Origin of the sequence: Pseudomonas hamedanensis (assembly GCF_014268595.2) — a bacterium.
GTDB lineage: Bacteria > Pseudomonadota > Gammaproteobacteria > Pseudomonadales > Pseudomonadaceae > Aquipseudomonas > Aquipseudomonas hamedanensis.
Genome location: NZ_CP077091.1, coordinates 822,256 through 840,251 on the forward strand (window position 1 = coordinate 822,256; position 17,996 = coordinate 840,251).

General features: G+C 57.2%; 15 protein-coding genes and 1 pseudogene. 4 read left to right on the top strand and 12 right to left on the bottom strand.

Features of this window, described 5'->3' with window-relative positions:
• Positions 1–90: 90 nt before the first annotated feature.
• The 4 genes from HU739_RS03615 to HU739_RS03630 form a co-directional block, all read right to left on the bottom strand.
• Positions 91–1,119, bottom strand: a complete 1,029-nt coding sequence (locus tag HU739_RS03615) for a LacI family DNA-binding transcriptional regulator (protein ID WP_186551398.1) — start codon at positions 1,117–1,119, stop codon at positions 91–93.
• Positions 1,120–1,262: 143 nt separating this feature from the next.
• A complete protein-coding gene (locus tag HU739_RS03620) occupies positions 1,263–1,904 on the bottom strand; it encodes a DUF1345 domain-containing protein (protein ID WP_186551399.1) in 642 nt (213 codons plus the stop codon).
• A 180-nt stretch (positions 1,905–2,084) separates the two neighbouring features.
• Positions 2,085–5,183, bottom strand: a complete 3,099-nt coding sequence (locus HU739_RS03625; RefSeq protein ID WP_186551400.1) for an efflux RND transporter permease subunit — start codon at positions 5,181–5,183, stop codon at positions 2,085–2,087.
• Between the two features lie 15 nt (positions 5,184–5,198).
• Positions 5,199–6,356, bottom strand: a complete 1,158-nt coding sequence (locus HU739_RS03630) for an efflux RND transporter periplasmic adaptor subunit (RefSeq protein ID WP_186551401.1) — start codon at positions 6,354–6,356, stop codon at positions 5,199–5,201.
• Between the two features lie 263 nt (positions 6,357–6,619).
• Here HU739_RS03630 and HU739_RS03635 point away from each other — a divergent pair, with 263 nt between their 5' ends.
• Entirely contained in the window at positions 6,620–7,321 is a 702-nt protein-coding gene (locus tag HU739_RS03635; RefSeq protein WP_186551402.1) for a response regulator transcription factor, read from the top strand.
• A gap of 4 nt (positions 7,322–7,325) precedes the next feature.
• Positions 7,326–8,627 carry an ATP-binding protein gene (locus tag HU739_RS03640; RefSeq protein WP_186551403.1) on the top strand — a complete coding sequence of 434 codons (1,302 nt, stop codon included), beginning with the start codon at positions 7,326–7,328 and terminating at the stop codon, positions 8,625–8,627.
• 15 nt (positions 8,628–8,642) lie between these two features.
• Here HU739_RS03640 and pncA read toward each other — a convergent pair whose 3' ends face one another.
• From pncA to HU739_RS03655, 3 genes are all read right to left on the bottom strand, one after another.
• Complete coding sequence (gene pncA, locus HU739_RS03645) at positions 8,643–9,275, bottom strand: bifunctional nicotinamidase/pyrazinamidase (protein WP_186551447.1); 633 nt, start codon at positions 9,273–9,275, stop codon at positions 8,643–8,645.
• Between the two features lie 50 nt (positions 9,276–9,325).
• Positions 9,326–9,493: a hypothetical protein gene (locus HU739_RS03650; RefSeq protein WP_186551404.1), complete on the bottom strand. Its 168-nt coding sequence runs from the start codon at positions 9,491–9,493 to the stop codon at positions 9,326–9,328.
• Positions 9,494–9,604: 111 nt separating this feature from the next.
• Entirely contained in the window at positions 9,605–9,940 is a 336-nt protein-coding gene (locus HU739_RS03655; RefSeq protein WP_186551405.1) for a DUF2834 domain-containing protein, read from the bottom strand.
• 250 nt (positions 9,941–10,190) lie between these two features.
• Between HU739_RS03655 and ilvA the strand changes: the two are divergent.
• Positions 10,191–11,180, top strand: a pseudogene (gene ilvA / locus HU739_RS03660) (threonine ammonia-lyase, biosynthetic); the annotation flags it as partial.
• A 41-nt stretch (positions 11,181–11,221) separates the two neighbouring features.
• Here the strand turns inward: ilvA and eco are convergent.
• Complete coding sequence (eco, locus tag HU739_RS03665; protein ID WP_186551407.1) at positions 11,222–11,707, bottom strand: serine protease inhibitor ecotin; 486 nt, start codon at positions 11,705–11,707, stop codon at positions 11,222–11,224.
• 363 nt (positions 11,708–12,070) lie between these two features.
• Between eco and HU739_RS03670 the strand changes: the two genes are divergently transcribed.
• Positions 12,071–12,340 (top strand): DUF1652 domain-containing protein, encoded by a 270-nt coding sequence (locus tag HU739_RS03670; protein WP_186551408.1) that lies wholly within the window; start codon positions 12,071–12,073, stop codon positions 12,338–12,340.
• On the opposite strand, the gene HU739_RS03675 is transcribed toward HU739_RS03670, so the two are convergent.
• The 4 genes from HU739_RS03675 to HU739_RS03690 all read right to left on the bottom strand — a co-directional run bounded on the left by HU739_RS03675 (position 12,337) and on the right by HU739_RS03690 (position 17,977).
• Entirely contained in the window at positions 12,337–12,735 is a 399-nt protein-coding gene (locus tag HU739_RS03675; protein WP_186551448.1) for a hypothetical protein, read from the bottom strand. The two genes, HU739_RS03670 and HU739_RS03675, sit on opposite strands and share 4 nt — an antisense overlap.
• Positions 12,736–12,824: 89 nt before the next feature.
• Positions 12,825–13,094, bottom strand: a complete 270-nt coding sequence (locus HU739_RS03680; protein WP_186551409.1) for a DUF2790 domain-containing protein — start codon at positions 13,092–13,094, stop codon at positions 12,825–12,827.
• A 617-nt stretch (positions 13,095–13,711) separates the two neighbouring features.
• Entirely contained in the window at positions 13,712–14,680 is a 969-nt protein-coding gene (locus tag HU739_RS03685; protein ID WP_186551410.1) for a tetratricopeptide repeat protein, read from the bottom strand.
• 6 nt (positions 14,681–14,686) lie between these two features.
• Positions 14,687–17,977 (bottom strand): hypothetical protein, encoded by a 3,291-nt coding sequence (locus HU739_RS03690; RefSeq protein WP_225922801.1) that lies wholly within the window; start codon positions 17,975–17,977, stop codon positions 14,687–14,689.
• Between the last annotated feature and the right edge of the window lie 19 nt (positions 17,978–17,996).

Consider the following 17,996-nt stretch of genomic DNA (forward strand, 5'->3'; position numbering starts at 1 on the left):
GTTCTTTTGGGCCTCATCGCGAGCAGGCTCACTCCTACATTGGAAGGCATTTCAAATTGTAGGAGTGAGCCTGCTCGCGATGGCGTCATTTCAAGCGCCACGGACCCCAAGGGTCGAGCCCCGCTCAACCAGCACCGGCGCAAAATCCACCACCCGCGCCACCTCATCATCGCCGCGCAAACGCCTAAGCAGACACTCAAACGCCCGCGCGCCAATTTCCTGGGTCGGTTGCGCAAGAGCAGTAATCCCGCTGCCCACCAAGGGATACCAGTCCAGATCATCCAGCGCGATCAGTCCGACATCCTCAAACAGGCGCACACCGAGCGCGCGCAACACACGAGTCGCCTCCAGCGCCGCTACGCCGTTGGCGCAAAACAGCGCTTTCGGCCCTGCATCGGTTCGGTTCATAAACGTCTGAAGTTGGCTTTCAAGATCATCACCGGTTTCAATAACTTCACCGGTTAACCCCGAGCGCTGCGCAACCTGCGCCTGAAAACTGCTGACCCGCTCAATCCGCGAACTGGTGCCGTCGAACGGTTCGGTGACCAGCAATAGATCGCGATATCCGCGCTGCTCAAGGTGTGTGAGTGCCATTTCAATCGCTTGCGGGTTGTTCAGCCCGACCATGTCGCTGTCGAGCCCATCGACTTTGCGATCCACCAGCACCATCGGCATCTCGCGGCGCAACGCGTGTAACTCGTCACGGTGATGGCCAAGCGTGTTCACGATCAGCCCCTCGATGTTGTACGAGCGCAACAGCGCCAGATGCTGGCGCTCCTGTTCATCATCGCGGTCGGTATTGCACACCACCAGACTGTAACCGTGCGCACGGCAGGCGGTTTCCACGCCGTGCATCACTGCAATCGAATAAGGGTTACGGATATCGGCGACCAACATGCCGATCAGACGCGTCCGACCGCGTTTCAGGCCGCGGGCCATTTGGTTGGGGCGATAGCCGAGTTCGCTGATGGCCTGTTCGATGCGCAGGGCAATGGCATCGGAGAGCAGGGCGCGGTCATCGCCAATGAAGCGCGAAACGCTCGCCTTGGATACGCCGGCGCGTTCGGCGACATCAAGCATGGTCACGCGACTGCGCTGGGCGATGGAAAAATCATTCACGGTCTGAAACCTTGTTATTGGATTTATAGGGTGTCAGTGACTGAAAGGCACTGAAACCGGTTTCAGGAAACACCAAAAACAAATCCATCGTCAAGTGAATGATCGCCTGACCTCCACCCGACGCCGACGGGCGGGGTTAACGGTCAGCCGAGCAAACCTGCCGCGATATTGATGGAGAAGCCCAGGATTGCGGTGTTGAACACGAAGCCGATCAAGGATTGCGCCAAAACGATTTTGCGCAGCTCCCGTGTGGCGACGCCGACATCTGCAGTCTGCACGGCCACGCCAATCGTGAACGAGAAGTACAGGAAGTCCCAGTAATTGGGCGTGGTCAGCCCTTCAGCGAAGCGTAGCGCGGGTTCCCTGCCGTCCCAGGTGTAGTAGAGGCGCGCGTAATGTACGCAGAAAATCACCCCGATCAGTAACCATGAACCGATAACGGTCAACGCAGTGAAGCCGTAGTGAAGCAATTTTCGCGAGCTTTCCAGGTCCTTGCTGCCGGCCAGTTCTAGGGTAATGGCAGCCAGGCTCGCCAGCGCGGCGATGCACACCACGAATAGCACCAGGCCCGCATTTTCATCTTCGACTTCGGCGATGCGTTTGACGTCCGGCGCCTTGGCGCGCACGGTCAGCCAGAACATCAGGATCAAGTACGCCCAGACACCGGCATTCCAGCCGATGAGGATTTTGCTGACGATCGAATCGGCGGGCGCCAGAAGTCCTGTCGCGAGGCCGAACAGTGTGGCGGCAGACAAGCGAGGATGGGTGCGGGCTAGGAAGCGCATGGGGACTCGATGGGCCAGGGCGGTTCAGATACCTTAGCCCAGCGATGTGAGGTGTGACTAGAATGCTGGCTGTATGCAAATCCTGTGGGAGCGAGCCTGCTCGCGAAGACGTCGGTGGATTCGACATCAATGTTGGCAGACCGGATGCATTCGCGAGCAGGCTCGCTCCCACAGGTTCGATCAGTGATGCTTGGTCAATCGCCGCACGAGCTTCATCACGACGACAAAGAACACCGGCACGAAGATCACCGCCAATGTTGCGGTGATCATCCCGCCGATCACGCCGGTGCCGATTGCCTGCTGACTTGCCGAACTGGCACCCGTGGCAATGGCCAACGGTACTACGCCAAGAATGAACGCCAGCGAGGTCATGACGATCGGCCGCAGACGCAAACGCGCTGCTTGCAACGTCGCGTCGATCAGATCGTGACCTTCGTCGTACAGGCTCTTGGCGAATTCGATGATCAGGATGGCGTTCTTCGCTGACAGGCCAATGATGGTGATCAAGCCAACCTTGAAGAACACATCGTTGGGCATCCCGCGCAGCGTCACTGCCAGCACCGCGCCAAGCACGCCCAGCGGGACTACGAGCAACACCGAAGTCGGGATTGACCAGCTCTCATAAAGCGCCGCCAGACACAGGAACACCACCAGCAACGACAACCCGAGCAGTATCGGCGCCTGGTTGCCGGACAAGCGTTCCTGCAACGACAAACCGGTCCATTCCTGGCCCAGACCTGTCGGCCCCTGCGCAACCAGACGTTCGATTTCCGCCATCGCCTCACCGGTGCTGTGCCCCGCAGACGGTTCGCCGGAGATCGCAATCGCCGGGTAGCCGTTGTATCGGGTCAACTGCGCCGGGCCTTGAATCCAGTTGGCCTGGACAAATGCCGACAGCGGCACCATGTTCCCGGCGTTGTTGCGCACGTGCATTTTCAGCAAATCATCGACCTGACTGCGCTGGTCGCCCTCAGCCTGCACCACCACGCGCTGCATGCGGCCCTGATTGGGAAAGTCGTTGATGTAGCTGGAACCCACAGCAGTGGACAGCACGTTACCAATGTCGGCGAACGATACGCCCAAGGCGTTGGCCTGCTTGCGATCGACGATCAATTGCACTTGCGGCGCTTCGGCCAGTGCGCTTTCACGCACATTCATTAATACTGGACTCTTTTCCGCGGCGGCGAGCAGTTCCGTGCGCGCCTGCATCAAGGTCGCGTGGCCGAGGCCGCCGCGATCCTGCAAGCGAAACTCGAAACCACTCGACGTACCGAGACCGTCCACGGGTGGCGGCAGCACTGAGAAGGCCATGGCGTCCTTGATCTGGCTCAGGGCAGCGTTGGCACGATCGGCAATCGAGCTTGCGGTATCGTCAGTGCCACGTTCCGACCAATCCTTCAGCGTAGAAAACGCCAGCGCCGCGTTCTGCCCGCTGCCGGAGAAGCTGAAACCGAGAATCACCACGCTGTCACTGATACCCGGTTCGCCGGCGTTATGCGCTTCAAGCTGTTCGGCCACTTGCACCGTGCGGTTTTTGGTTGCGCCGGGCGGCAATTGAATATCGGTGATGGTGTAACCCTGGTCTTCCGTCGGCAGAAACGAGGAGGGCAGGCGCGAAAAACACAGTCCCAGACCCACCAGCAGCACAACGTAGATCAACAGGTAGCGACCGGTGCGTTTCAGTGCATACCCGACCCAGCCCTGATAGCGATCGGTCAAGTGCTCGAAACGCCGATTGAACCAGCCGAAGAATCCGGCCTTCTCGTGATGCTCGCCCTTGGCGACAGGCTTGAGCAATGTCGCGCACAGTGCTGGCGTCAAGGTCAGGGCGAGGAATGCCGAGAACAGAATCGAGGTCGCCATCGACAGCGAAAACTGCTGATAGATCACCCCGACCGAACCTTGCATGAACGCCATCGGGATAAACACCGCGACCAGCACCAGGGTGATGCCGATAATCGCACCGGTAATCTGCGTCATTGCCTTGCGTGTGGCTTCCTTGGGCGACAGGCCTTCGGTAGTCATGATGCGCTCGACGTTCTCGACCACGACGATCGCATCGTCCACCAGAATGCCGATGGCGAGCACCATGCCGAACATGGTCAGCACGTTGATCGAGAAGCCCAGAGCCAGCATGGTCGCAAAAGTACCCATCAGAGCGACCGGCACCACCAGCGTCGGGATCAGCGTGTAGCGCACGTTCTGCAGGAACAGGAACATCACCGCGAACACCAGCAGCATCGCTTCGCCGAGGGTGTAAACCACTTTGGTGATCGAGACCTTGACGAACGGTGAGGTGTCGTAGGGGATCTTGTATTCCACGCCTGCCGGGAAGTAACGCGCCAGCTCATCCATTTTTGCCCGCACCAGCGTTGCGGTGTTCAGCGCATTGGCGCCCGGCGACAACTGCACGCCGACGGCGGTGGAGGGCTTGCCGTTCAACCGCGTGCCGAACTGGTATTCCTGACTGCCGATTTCGACGCGCGCCACGTCACCGATGCGCACGATTGAACCGTCGCGATTGGCCTTGAGCACGATGTCGGCGAACTCTTGCGGCGTCGACAACTGGCCCTTGACCAGAATCGTCGCGGTGATTTCCTGCGACGAGGGCGACGGCAGATCGCCGATGCTGCCCGCCGAAACCTGAGCGTTCTGCGCAACGATGGCTTCGTTGACGTCAGCCGGGGTCAGGTTGAAGGCAATCAGTTTCTGCGGATCGATCCAGATGCGCATGGCCCGCTCGGCGCCATACAACTGTGCCTTGCCGACGCCGTCGAGACGCTTGATTTCGTTCATCACGTTACGCGCCAGATAATCGCTGAGCGCTACGTCATCGAGCTTGCCGTCGCTGGAGGTCAGGGTGATCAGCAACAGGAAGCCGGACGAGACTTTCTCGACCTGCAAGCCTTGCTGATTGACCGCTTGCGGCAGGCGTGACTCGACCACCTTGAGACGGTTTTGCACATCGACCTGCGCCAGTTCCGGGTTGGTGCCGGGCTGGAACGTCGCTTTGATCGTCGCGCTGCCGAGGCTGCTCTGCGATTCGAAGTACAGCAGGTGATCGGCGCCGTTGAGTTCTTCCTCGATCAGGCTGACCACGCTTTCATCGACGGTCTGCGCCGAAGCGCCCGGGTACACGGCATAAATTTCAATCTGCGGCGGCGCGACATCGGGGTACTGCGCCACCGGCAACTGCGGGATGGCCAGCGCACCGGCCAACAGGATGAACAACGCGACAACCCAGGCGAACACCGGGCGGTCGATAAAGAACTGCGGCATAAAAAAGCGTCCTGCTTACTGACCAGAAGTCTGGGCGAGTGGAAGAGGGGTTTCGTCGATCTGCACTTTTTCGCCGGGACGGGCATGTTGCAGGCCTTCGGTGATGATGCGGTCGCCGGGCTTGAGGCCGCCGGTAACAATCCAGCGATTGTTCTGCACCGCGCCCAGTTGCACCGGTTGCAGCGCCACACGCAGTTGCTCATCAACCGTCAGCACCTGGGCAACGCCGGCGCTGTCACGCTGTACGGCCCGTTGCGGCACGGTGATGCCGTTCTGGATAGTTGCTTGCTCGAGACGTACACGGATGAAACTGCCCGGCAACAGGTCGAGATCCGGATTGGGGAATTCGCTGCGCAGAATGATCTGCCCGGTGCCCGGATCGACCGTGATGTCGCTGAATAGCAGTTTGCCCGGTAGCGGGTAGAGGCTGCCGTCATCCTGAATCAGCGTGGCTTTGACCTGATCCCGGCCGACTTCCTGCAACTGCCCGGAGCGGAATGCGCGGCGCAGCTCGTTGAGTTCACGGGTCGATTGAGTCAGGTCGGCGTGGATCGGGTCGAGCTGCTGGATCAGTGCCAGCGGCGTGGTTTCGTTCTGCCCGACCAGCGCGCCTTCGGTGACCAGTGCGCGACCGATTCGGCCTGAAATAGGCGCGGTAACAGTGGCATAACCCAGGTTGAGCTTTGCCCGCGCCACCGCGGCTTTGTTGGCCGCAACGTCGGCGGCAGTCTGCCGTGCATTGGCGCGGGCGTTGTCGTAATCCTGAGCACTGATGGCCTTGTCGTCGATCAACTGCGCATAGCGCTGCTCCTGCAATTTTGCCTGGAAGGCGTTGGCCTCTGCTTTGCGCAGCGCTGCTTCGGCGCTATCGAGGTCTGCCTTGAATGGCGCCGGGTCGATGCGAAACAGCACCTCGCCCTGTTTGACGTCGCTGCCTTCGCGGAACACGCGTTGCAACACCACACCGGCGACCCTTGCACGCACTTCGGCGATCCGTGGCGCGGCGATGCGCCCGCTCAGTTCACTGCTGATGGACAGAGGGCGGGCCTGGAGGGTCTCGATGCGCACGGTCGCTGGCGGCGTCTGTTGTTCGGCGTTCGAGGATGAGTCACAGGCGCCCAGCGACAGCGCCATTGCGATCAGGCCGAGCCCGGCCAGCAGTTTCTTCGACATGTACAACCCCCAATATTGATGGCCGCATCCTACGGCCAGACGAGGAGGTTAGCGGTGAAGCTTTGTAGCTGCTGTGTGAAATTGTGTAAGGGTTTTGCTCAGGGGCGGGTGAGGACGTATATCCTGCAGGCCTGAAATTTATTGCGACAGTTCGATCGCTTTCGCGAGCAGGCTCGCTCCCACATTTGTCTACGATGTCCTGTGGGAGCGAGCCTGCTCGCGAATGAGCCCTGACTGTCGCCACTGCATCTTCTGGAACACCCATGCCCAACATCCTCCTGGTCGAAGACGACACCGCCCTCGCCGAACTGATCTCCAGCTACCTGGAACGCAACGGTTACTCCGTCAGCGTCATCGGCCGTGGCGACCACGTGCGCGAGCGGGCGCGGATCAATCCGCCGGATCTGGTGATCCTCGACCTGATGCTGCCGGGGCTGGATGGCCTGCAAGTCTGCCGCTTGCTGCGCGCGGATTCGGCGATGCTGCCGATTCTGATGCTCACCGCCCGCGACGACAGCCACGACCAGGTGCTGGGCCTGGAAATGGGCGCCGACGATTACGTTACCAAGCCGTGCGAGCCGCGGGTGTTGCTGGCCCGGGTGCGGACGTTGTTGCGCCGCAGCAGTCTCGGCGAACCGTTGACGGTCAACGACCGCATCGTCATGGGCAACCTGTGCATCGACCTGTCCGAACGCACCGTCACCTGGCGCGAGCAAGCGGTGGAACTGTCCAGCGGTGAGTACAACTTGCTGGTGGTGCTCGCCCGGCATGCCGGCGAGGTGCTCAGCCGCGACCAGATTCTGCAACGCTTGCGCGGTATCGAATTCAACGGCACTGACCGCTCGGTGGACGTGGCGATTTCCAAGCTGCGGCGCAAGTTCGACGATCACGCGGGCGAGGCGCGCAAGATCAAGACTGTGTGGGGCAAAGGCTACCTCTTCAGCCGCTCCGAATGGGAATGCTGAGCTGATGTTTCGCATCCTGTTTCGCCTGTATCTGGTGACGATCGTTTCGTACAGCGCGGCGATTTATCTGGTGCCGGATCTGGTGGTGATGGCCTTCAGGGATCGGTTCGTCACCTATAACCTGGATTTTTCCCGTGGCCTGCAATCGCTGATCACCAAACAGTTTCATGCTGCACCGCAGGATCAGTGGCCAACCATTGCGGCGACGATGGATAAGGAATTCCAGCCGCTGCACATAGTGCTGACGCGTATCGACGACGCGGTGTTCACGCCCATCGAGCAGGAGCGCCTGCACCGCGGTGAAAACGTGGTGCGCATCGGCGACTGGGGCTGGCGCACGTTGGCGGTCACCCCGCTGAATGATGAGATGGCGGTGCGCATGGTCGTTCCGCCCGATCCCATGGACGTCGATTTGTTGTACTGGAGCATCAACGTGCTGATCGGCGCGACACTACTCGGCTGCCTGCTGCTCTGGCTGCGTCCGCACTGGCGCGATCTGGAGCGCCTGAAAAGCACCGCCGAGCGCTTCGGCAAGGGCCATCTGAGCGAGCGCACCAACATTGCCCCAAGCTCCAACATCGGCAGCCTGGCCAAAGTCTTCGACACCATGGCCGGTGACATCGAAAACCTCCTGAACCAGCAACGCGACCTGCTCAATGCTGTTTCCCATGAGTTGCGCACGCCGTTGACGCGGCTGGATTTCGGCCTGGCGCTGGCACTGTCCGATGATTTGCCGGCCCCTAGCCGCGAACGCCTGCAAGGGTTGGTCGCGCATATTCGTGAGCTGGATGAATTGGTTCTGGAGCTGTTGTCTTACAGCCGCTTGCAGAACCCGGCGCAATTGCCCGAGCGAATCGAGGTGGCGCTGGATGAGTTCATCGACAGCATCCTGGGCAGTGTCGACGAGGAGCTGGAATCGCCGGAGATCGTTATCGATGTGTTGCTGCACGGTCAGTTGGAACGCTTTGCGCTGGATCCGCGTCTGACGGCGCGAGCGATCCAGAATCTGCTGCGCAATGCCATGCGTTATTGCGATAAACGCATTCAGATCGGCGTCCAGGTGAACGCTGCCGGTTGTGAAATCTGGGTGGACGATGACGGGATCGGTATCCCCGACGACGAGCGCGAGCGGATTTTCGAGCCTTTCTATCGACTCGACCGCAGTCGCGACCGGGCGACCGGTGGTTTTGGCTTGGGCCTGGCAATCAGCCGCCGGGCTCTGGAAGCTCAGGGCGGAACCTTGACGGTAGAACACTCACCACTGGGTGGGGCGCGATTCAGGCTTTGGTTGCCGGCCACGGCCTGAATCCGCGGAGCGCTATCAGATCGGCAGATCCGACGATTGAATGAGACCGACGCCGGCCGCTTGCATCCGGGTGATCGCGGCGGCCAGCGAACCGTCCAGATCAATCGCCCGGCAGGCATCCAGCACCACAAACGCATTGAATCCCGCCGCGCGCGCATCCAGCGCCGAAAACATCACACAGAAATCCAGCGCAAGCCCGACCATGTAGACCGTGTCGATGCCGCGCTCTTTGAGGTAGCCAGCCAGCCCGGTGGTGGTGCTTCGGTCCGCTTCGAGGAAGGCTGAGTAACTGTCGATGTCAGGATTGCAGCCTTTACGGATGATCAATTGAGCATGAGGCAAATCGAGCTGCGGATGAAGCTCGGCCCCGGCGCTGGCTTGCACGCAATGCTCGGGCCACAGCGTTTGTTCGCCGTATGGCAACTCGATGACGTCGTAAGGCTGACGCCCGGGATGACTTGACGCAAACGAGATGTGGCCGCGCGGGTGCCAGTCCTGAGCAATGACGACCTGTCTGAATTGGCGTGCAAGGCGATTGGCCAGCGGCACAATCCGGTCACCTTCAGGCACCGGCAGTTGTCCGCCGGGAATGAAGTCGTTTTGAACATCGATGACCAACAATGCAGCGCGAGATGCAGCAATGGGCACAAGGCAATCCTCGTTGGAATAAAACTCGGCCCAGTTTAGCAGGATGGACGTCAGCCGCTGGTCTGTAACACGCATTGCTGGGTCTTGCTGTCCCAGACCTGGCCTTTCGGGCATTCAGGCTTTTTGACCGCGTCGGTTTCATCGCTGGCAAGGATTGACGGGCTGGGCAGGGTGGCGACCAGCAGTGGGACGACGAGCAGCACTTGGCGAATAGTCATGATCAATCTCCACTTTCTTATGCCTGGAGCGGGATGTGTCGTTCTCCTTTTCAGTGACTGTTCAGTTTTGAAGAAGATTCAAAGGTTGTGTGGCTGGGCCGCTACCGTTGATCAACTCACCGAAGCGGTCTTACCTATTCTGCGCCGCTCCTGAATGCCACGAACCACCAGATACAACAACGGCCCCACCGAGACGAATACCGCCGTCAGCACCAGATAAGGCACTACCGACCAGACCGATCGCCCGCGAGCCCTGGCATCCTTGAACATCCACACCCCGGCCAATGTCGCCAGCAGATACAGATCGATCACCACCTGCGCCGTGTCTGGGCGCGACATCAGGCTGATCCCGAAGTCGATCAATGACTGTTCCGCCTGAACCATCACTGAAAGGGTGTAACCGCTAAAAGCGAGCAAGGCGGTGAGAGGCAGGGCGATGGACATCATGGATTCCTTCCTTGGGTGGTAAGCAGAACGGCCAGCCTACCGGCAGCTCGCAAATTAGGCCATTGACTTGTCAGTCGCCCGCAGGCTAATTTCCAGCCCATGACTTTCACCGTATTGCGCCACCAGCCAAGCATTATTACCGCCATTCCTCATTTGGCGGGCTAGCGCACGGCTGCAGCACCCAACCCGCCCCTGGAGGCGGGTTTTTACTTTCTGTCTCCCGGGTTCTGAAAAACGTCAGGAGACGACCATGCCGTATAGCCCCGCCCAGCAAGCCCTGCTTGAACACTATGTGAAACAGATCCTGGCCGCGCCGGTGTACGACATTGCCGTGCGCACGCCGTTGCAGGCAGCGCCGGCACTCTCTGATACGCTGGGCAACAACGTCTTGCTCAAGCGCGAAGACCTGCAACCGACGTTCTCCTTCAAAATTCGCGGCGCCTACAACAAACTGGTGCAACTGAGCGATGAGCAAAAGTCCCGTGGCGTCATCACCGCATCAGCCGGTAATCACGCCCAAGGTGTGGCGCTGGCCGCGCGCGAGTTGGGCATTGCGGCGACGATCGTCATGCCGTCGATGACACCGGAGCTAAAGGTTCTTGGGGTTCGCAGTCGCGGGGCTGAAGCGCTGCTGCACGGTGAGAGTTTTCCGTTTGCCCTGGCCCACGCGTTGCAACTGGCACAGCAAACCGGGCGCACCTTCGTTTCACCCTTCGATGACCCGCAAGTGATCGCCGGGCAGGGCACCGTGGCGATGGAGATCCTCCGCCAGCATCAAGGCGCTCTGGATGCGATCTTTATTCCGGTCGGCGGCGGTGGCTTGATCGCCGGCATTGCGGCTTACATCAAATACCTGCGCCCGGATATACGCATCATCGGGGTCGAGTCTGAGCATTCGGCCTGCCTGCAAGCGGCGATGGTGGCGGGTGAACGCGTGGTGTTGCCCTGCGTCGGTACGTTCGCCGACGGTGTGGCGGTGGCGCAGATCGGGGAATTCGGTTTCGAGGTTTGTCGTTTTTGCGTGGACGAGGTCGTCACCGTCAGCAACGACGAACTGTGCGCTGCGATCAAGAACATCTATGACGACACCCGCTCGATCACCGAGCCTTCCGGTGCATTGGCCGTGGCTGGAATCAAGCGCTATGTGACGCGAACCGGTGTGCGCGACCAAACCTTTGTCGCCATCGATTCGGGCGCCAATATCAACTTCGATAGTCTGCGTCATGTCGCCGAGCGCGCCGCTGTGTGCGGCGTCACGGCGTGATGAGAACAGAGGGGCGGTTATTGCTGAAGGGCGCTGCCGACTTTGTCCGATGCCGACCAGATGCGATAGCGCACCTCAACGTCAGCAGGTGCGTACACCACGACCGGCAGTTTACTGTTGTAGCGCAACATGAAGCCATCCCCGACGACCGGCACGAACGCGCGTTTCTTCTCGCTGCCGGGCGGACAGGCCATCATCGTACTCATCGGGCCGATAACCGTCTCCAGGCGATAAAAGGGATAACCCCAGCCTTCAAGATTCTTTTCATCCAGAACGCCGCCCAGGCGCTGACGGTTGCAATCCACTTCAAGGGTCTTGCCTGCGAGAATTTCAACCTGGAAGTTTTCTTCCTGCTCCTGTTTGGGCAGGTGAATGACTTGGCGGGTGAATCCAGCTTCTGCCTTGGGGTACGGCGCGACGTCTTCAAGCCTGGCGGCGTGGGCGAGGGTGGACAGGCTGGCGAGGATCAGGCCAGTCGTCGCATAGATACGTAAAGAACTCATGGAAGCCTCCGTGCAGGTGAGATTGCACAAGCATTCTTGCCGCCATGGCCTCCGAAAGCAAATTCGTCGGGGATTGCATATTGCAGGAGACGGGTGGTCGATTCATGCATTTTGCAAATAGCAAAGTACTGGCCCCGCCGCCAAGTCTTTGATTTCGCTAGGCTCAAAATGACCTGACCAGAGGCATGGTTTATGCGTCGTAATAGTGCAGCGCACCGGGTTTGGGCGCCTACACTCCAATGAGCATTTCGCAGTACCGCCCGTTGCCGACCAGGGAAAAGCGGGGAGCACACCCGTGCAGGATCGGCAAAAGGTCAGTGTGAATAGTTGATTGGCAAACGCATAGAAAGGAGAGGGTTCGCCATGTTTTTATCTGCCTTGGAACTTCGTAACATCATCGAAAGCAGCTTTCTGCCGAAACGCTGCCAATGCACGTTATCGCCAGACCTGTCGATGACCGTCAAAGTGTTCGGCGACCATCGAACCGATCAAGCCGATTTGTACGTCAGCGGAATCGACGCAAGCCGACTCAACAGCTGCCGTGAAATCAACAACCTGGTCGCGGGCCTGCGTTCGGATCTCGCCCAGCAGACAGCCTCGCATCAGCACAGCCCACGATCCCGAGCCATTTAACTCACCGTTTCAACCTGTTCGACCGTCACGCGCCGGGCCTGCACAAAGCCAAGGCCCAGCGCGAATTCGACCAGCACCGCAAGTAAAATCCCGGGGCCGGCATGGCCGTTGAGCCATTCGCCAAAACCGAGCGCCGCCAAGCCGAAACAGCCGACGATAAAGCCATTACTGAGCGCATTCCGGGTGACGGATGGCGGTGAATTGCGCAGCCAATAAAACATCACCCCCAACGCCGCAAACAACACCGCACCACGTCTTGCGACTACGCCGGTGCCTTCCGAATAGCCAATACTCCAGATCGCCAGCAATACATCCGGGAAAAAGCCCCAGACCAGCGCCAGCAGAAAACACACCATGGAAGTGAAGATCGACAACGTACGAAACGACAACTGCATGGCCAGTCCTTGCGGCAGTAGGGAAGGCCTGAGCATACCTGCTGAAAACAGCTTAAACCTACCGCCAAACCGCAAATCAGAATTTTCTGTCAGTTCTGCAGACTGCACGCGTCAGACAATTTCCTGTAACTGATCTCTGCGGGCTTGCCAGTGTTGTCGATGTACTTCATATCGGCCGTAATCACCTTGCACTCCTGCGTCGGCGGCTCGGTTAACGAAAGCACCTTCGCCACGTGAAGTGGCATGCCGTATTGGTAGGGCACAGCGTTGGACAGGGTAGTGGTGTCATTGGCCTGGGCCAGCCCGGCGAATGCGCTGAAGGCGAGGGTGGCGGTGAGCAGGAAGGGATGAGTGTTCATGAGGGGACTCCCGTGTGGCGGATAGGCGCCCGGCGTGAAACCGGACGAGCCTGCCGCACTGGGCGTCAGCGCCCGAGGAGCTGAGGCTGTGCGGCTTGGGATATTTTTTGACTGTGGAGTTAAGGGAGGGTTAACTCGGGTCTAGTGTGGGTAGAGCGTAGCGGGAGAAGGCTCTTGCTCGATCCGCTGTGTCTAGTATCTTGCTGCGCCCCAATTTTCATGAGAAGAGGGGGCAAGTGGTCAATCTTTCGTTGACCAGCAGAAGAAACGTCTAATATCCGAATTTCCCTAGAAAAAAAGAAACTGGCGGATAGGTACTCTTCCATTGTTCTGCATAAGCTTCGGCCTCTTTAATCTGCTCGGCGCTCATTTTTGGCAACTTCTGGCAGCACTTCGTCTACGTAGGGTTTTATGTTTGCGCCACCATCGAGCTCTGTGAGGAGCGATGTCAATGCATACCCTTTTACCAAGTCGAGCGGGACGCCATAAAGAGGGCGCATGAGCAAGATACGCCCCGTAACTGAGTGGAGCGTTGGTGGCTTGCATGAGTGCTAAAGAGCATGCATGCAAGAGTCAAGCTCGGAAAGAAGATCTTTATTGGCTCACCGTTGTTTGACCTAGAAGCCTATTTTTTCAGGGAAGAAAGAGAGTGGAGGGTGTGTATCCTTCCATTTAGCAGCAAACTCCTCCGCTTCTTGGATCTGTGTAGGAGTCATTTTTTCTGCAATTTGTGGAAGTGTTTCCTCAATATCTGTTTGGATGCTTCCACCGCCGTTTAGCTCTTTCAGCAGAGAAATTAGCGCATACCCTTTGACTTTATCTTCCGTAAATCCGAGTGCTTCAGGATCCACAGCTAAAAAATATCCATAATTGTAGACGCCAGCCTCATATCCTTTTAACGCCGCTTTTTCCACCCAATAGCGGGCTTGTTCCAACTCGTTTTTTTCTCTATATATACCAAAAAGCTGCATCATTGCTTTAGGGTTCCCTGCTTTTGCAGAAAGCAAGAACCAATGTTCAACTGCTTCTTGGCGCTTCCATGGAAGTATATAACCTTCTCCTTGACGATCACCAATAGCCATTCGATATTGCGCAATTGCATCGCCCGCGAGTGCTGATTTTTCCAGCCAGTCTCTCTCGGCGGTCAACTCATACATTATATAAAGAGCTTCCGCATCACCGTGATCGGATTTGTCTTTTGCAATTTTTGTCGCTTCAGCCAACCATTCCTTTGGCTCTTTTTTTCCTGTTGGACAATTTTTCATCGTCGTACATAGATCATTGTTGGTTCGGCCGATTCGAATCATTGAATAAAGGTCGCCTTGATTGGCTGCAGCCTCATACCATTTATAAGCTTCGTTGGTAATATATTGCTTTTCTTGGCGAATTTCCTCTGCCAAAAAAAACTGCGCTTCAGCGTCGCCTGCTTCCGCGGCTATTCGTAATTCCGGTTCTGCAGTCTTATATTGCTTAAATAATACAATGCCGCGTTCTTTTGCGGACTGCTGCTCTAAGTTAAGCGTGGCGTATGCGCATGTAGAAAGCGCGATTAATATCGTTGCGGTGACTGATTTGAGTAGTGTCATGATGTTTTATTCTTTAGGGCCGTTATAGGTTGCCCTTCCGCCAGGAAGGTATGTTCGACCATAGTGCGTAAATCGTTGGCAAAAGCCATCTAGTCTGGTGCCAAGTTCGGCAACATGCTTTTTATACCTAGCTCTCATTTGGTCATTTCTCTGATCGGCTAGACGGAGTACCGGCTCGAGCATGAAGTTATCCATTGCTAGGCGATGCTGGCAATAAAGTTGCCCTTTTTCGAGATCTTTTGTGCCAAATCTATTCATGCTGATGCACGCTTCTTCAAATTGTGCTTGAGCTTGCATAACGGTATTCGTTTTCTTGGCGTTATTCAAAATCCAACCCAATATTTTTTCAATCGCCTGCTGTTGAAGAAGGTGGGTCTGAGATTTGTCATAAGTATATTTCTTCTGTCGAGAAGCTGTATCTTCCGAAACGTCCGAGATCTCGAAGCTCTCAGCTGCCGAAGTCAGTGTCATTAACATAGGGCCGAGCGCATTGGGTGTTGCATTCAAAAACCACTGCTCCAGTTCGGCCTGGTTGCGATAAGTCATAATCGTATGCGCAATGGTGGCTCCTCTACCACCTCCTGTTAACGCCTCATACAACGACATCACCATGTCAACGCCTTGCATGTAAGTCATCGCCACTTCCATCCCGGCAGCGCCTAGAAAGTTGAGTTTGTCGATGTAGTTGGCAGCTTCGTCCGTCACAAAAATTAGCGACTTATCCTGATTTTTATGCATTTCCCGTCGCAGCAAGTTAATCAGGTCAGTAACTCCGTCATAACCCACTTCAAACTGGAATTCACCGCCAGCGCCAGTGCCGACTATCACAGAGGCTTTAAATCGCATGATGAATCGGCCTTCATGCAGTGAAATCCCTATATCAGCGTTGGCACCGAGCCCGTACGCGGCAGTAAAGCCCGCTGTGAGTCTGGCCAGGCTCGCCCATTGGCTAGCTTTCGTGCTGTTGACGGTGTTCGCCATGCCGGGCGAAGGGGCGGTGCGCAACGCAGCGATGTCTTTCGGCGGAGCCCAGTTCAAGGCGCCTGTAAGAAGAATTCCCGCTTGTACTCCGGCAAAGAGGTTGAACTGAGCTTTAGCCCCGTCCTCAACCCGCACATTTGCGGCGCCCCCCGTTAGAGCGGGTTCGCTTCTGGTCGTACTCGCGACGGCATTGGTGGTTTCTGGGCGTTTTGCATCGGGGATTTCCGGAAGATTGAGGCCGCCTTGTACGTTTGCGCGGCCCAACTGCACGCTGGAGGAAAGGAGGAGGGTGGCACCGGTGTAGCCCCACGCTCTGGCGCCCAAGTGGATCGAGAACCTACCGAGATTCAGGTTTTTGCGGTTCTTCTCGTAATCCAGGTATGGGATCAGGATGTCTTTCGCCTCATCTTTTCCTGGCAGATCCATTTTCATCAATTCAACTTCGCCACGAGCGAGGTCGATACCCAAGCTGACTTCTGCTTTGGCGGAAGCTTTGAAGTTGTCGGTTACGCTGAAGCTTGGACCAGTGACCTTTGTTCCAGTGTGGATGGAGGATTGTGGTGGCGTCAGGCAACGAACCAATTGTGCTTGAGGACTGTTGTCGAACAGGCGCAACGAACTCCTGACCTCCTCTTTGAACAGCAACTGCCTTAGGCGCAGCCCCCAGTCTTTGCGGGCGCCAGCGTCCTCGAGAGTATCCACCTTGAGTTTTTTCGAATTGAGATAGGAATAAAAGGCTTCTACATCGAACCAGCCTTTTTCATCGAACCAGTTGCTTTCCTGATCCTTGATGGCCATCGCGCCTTCGAGGCGCAGCCATTCATGGAAAGGGTTATCGTCGGTGTCAGATTGCGCTTTCCCATTGCTGTTGCCGGGCAGTTTCTGTAGGTCTTTGCCAGCACTAGCACCGATCGCGCTTACGTCTTTTTTCAGCGCTTTTTCAATGCCTTCCAGATTAAGCAGACTCAAATGCTTCACTGGGCTGTTGGGGCTATTGAAAAGCGCTACTTCGCGCAACGGGAAGCCAGCCTTGACCAGGCGTTCTTCCGGTTTTGGCTGAAATTGCTCGGGCTCCCACAACAGATGTCGCAGTGGCAGGGCTGCGGCTACAGCGGCTTCTGCATCATCGCGAAGCTGCATGCGATCTTGTTGAATGCGCTGCCACTCGGCTTTTTCAGCCTCCACGATGCTCGCAGGTGCCGCTACGTTTTGGCCGCTGGCATCAATCCAGGCTTTGTATTTGGTGCGGATTTGTTCAGCCAGTTTGACCTGCCGCTGTTCCATCTCGAGATAGGTCTTGAACTTCTCGATACCTGCGCTGATTTCGCCTGTGTCAGGGATGAGCGCAAACTCTGGAAGCGCCAAGCCATAGTCGGCAACTTTCAAAATTGAATCGATATAAGCAGCGAAGTCTTTTTCCACTTTTTTTCGATCGTTGGCGACATCGTTCAAATAGCCGCACATCCGGGCCTTGCCATCGATCACACAGTTTGTGGCGTCCAGATACGCCTTTTTGTTTTTCTTGAAGTCTTCTTCTTTGAGGGTAGTCAGCTTGCCGCTGGCTGTGAGCGCCGCACGGGCTTTCAGATAGGTCTGTACGCGCGTTCTGGCCTCAAGTGCTCCGGGCGAAAACAGGTTGCCGCTTTCATAGGTGTAGCCCGCTAGTTTGGCTTGCTCGATTGCTACGGTTTTCAGCTTCTTCCACTCGTTATAGAGGCGTTGCAGCTTTTGCCCCTCCGAGTTTGCCTCAAGGAGGCTGGCCTGCTGCTGACCGGCCAGTTCCCGGTTGCGTGCGTATTCACTCTGATCCGGCAACTTGTCCAGCGCCGCTGAGTTTCGGGCTTCACGGCTGACCGCTTTCAGGCGCATGGCCATGGTTGGCTGCGCAATATCCGGCTCCTGAGCTTCGATTTCCAGCATTCGGCTTTTCTGTTCACCTTGCAGGAAATTTGACAACTTGGGTTCGAGGAAATACTCGAGTAACCCTGCGGTGTTCATCCCCTTTAACCGTTCCTCAGGAGACTTGCTTGCGCTGATGTGTTGCTCAAGTTCATTCATTGCCTCTTTGATCGAGCTTGCAGCGCGCTTGGGCAGCAGATAGAACATCTTTTCCTTGGTGGCGTAGATCACCTCGCCATAACTTGTCGAGCAAGCCGTTTCCACTTTGTCGAACGCGTTGGGGCAACTCGCAGGCATTTCAGGCTGAGGATCAAGTTCCAAGGCGGGCTTTGTTTCAACCGGTGTCGCCGGGGCCGAGGCACCTGCCGCAGAGCTGTCGCGATCTACCTTTGTTGCTTCTGAGATTTCAGTATCCATTTCGCTTCCATTCATTCTT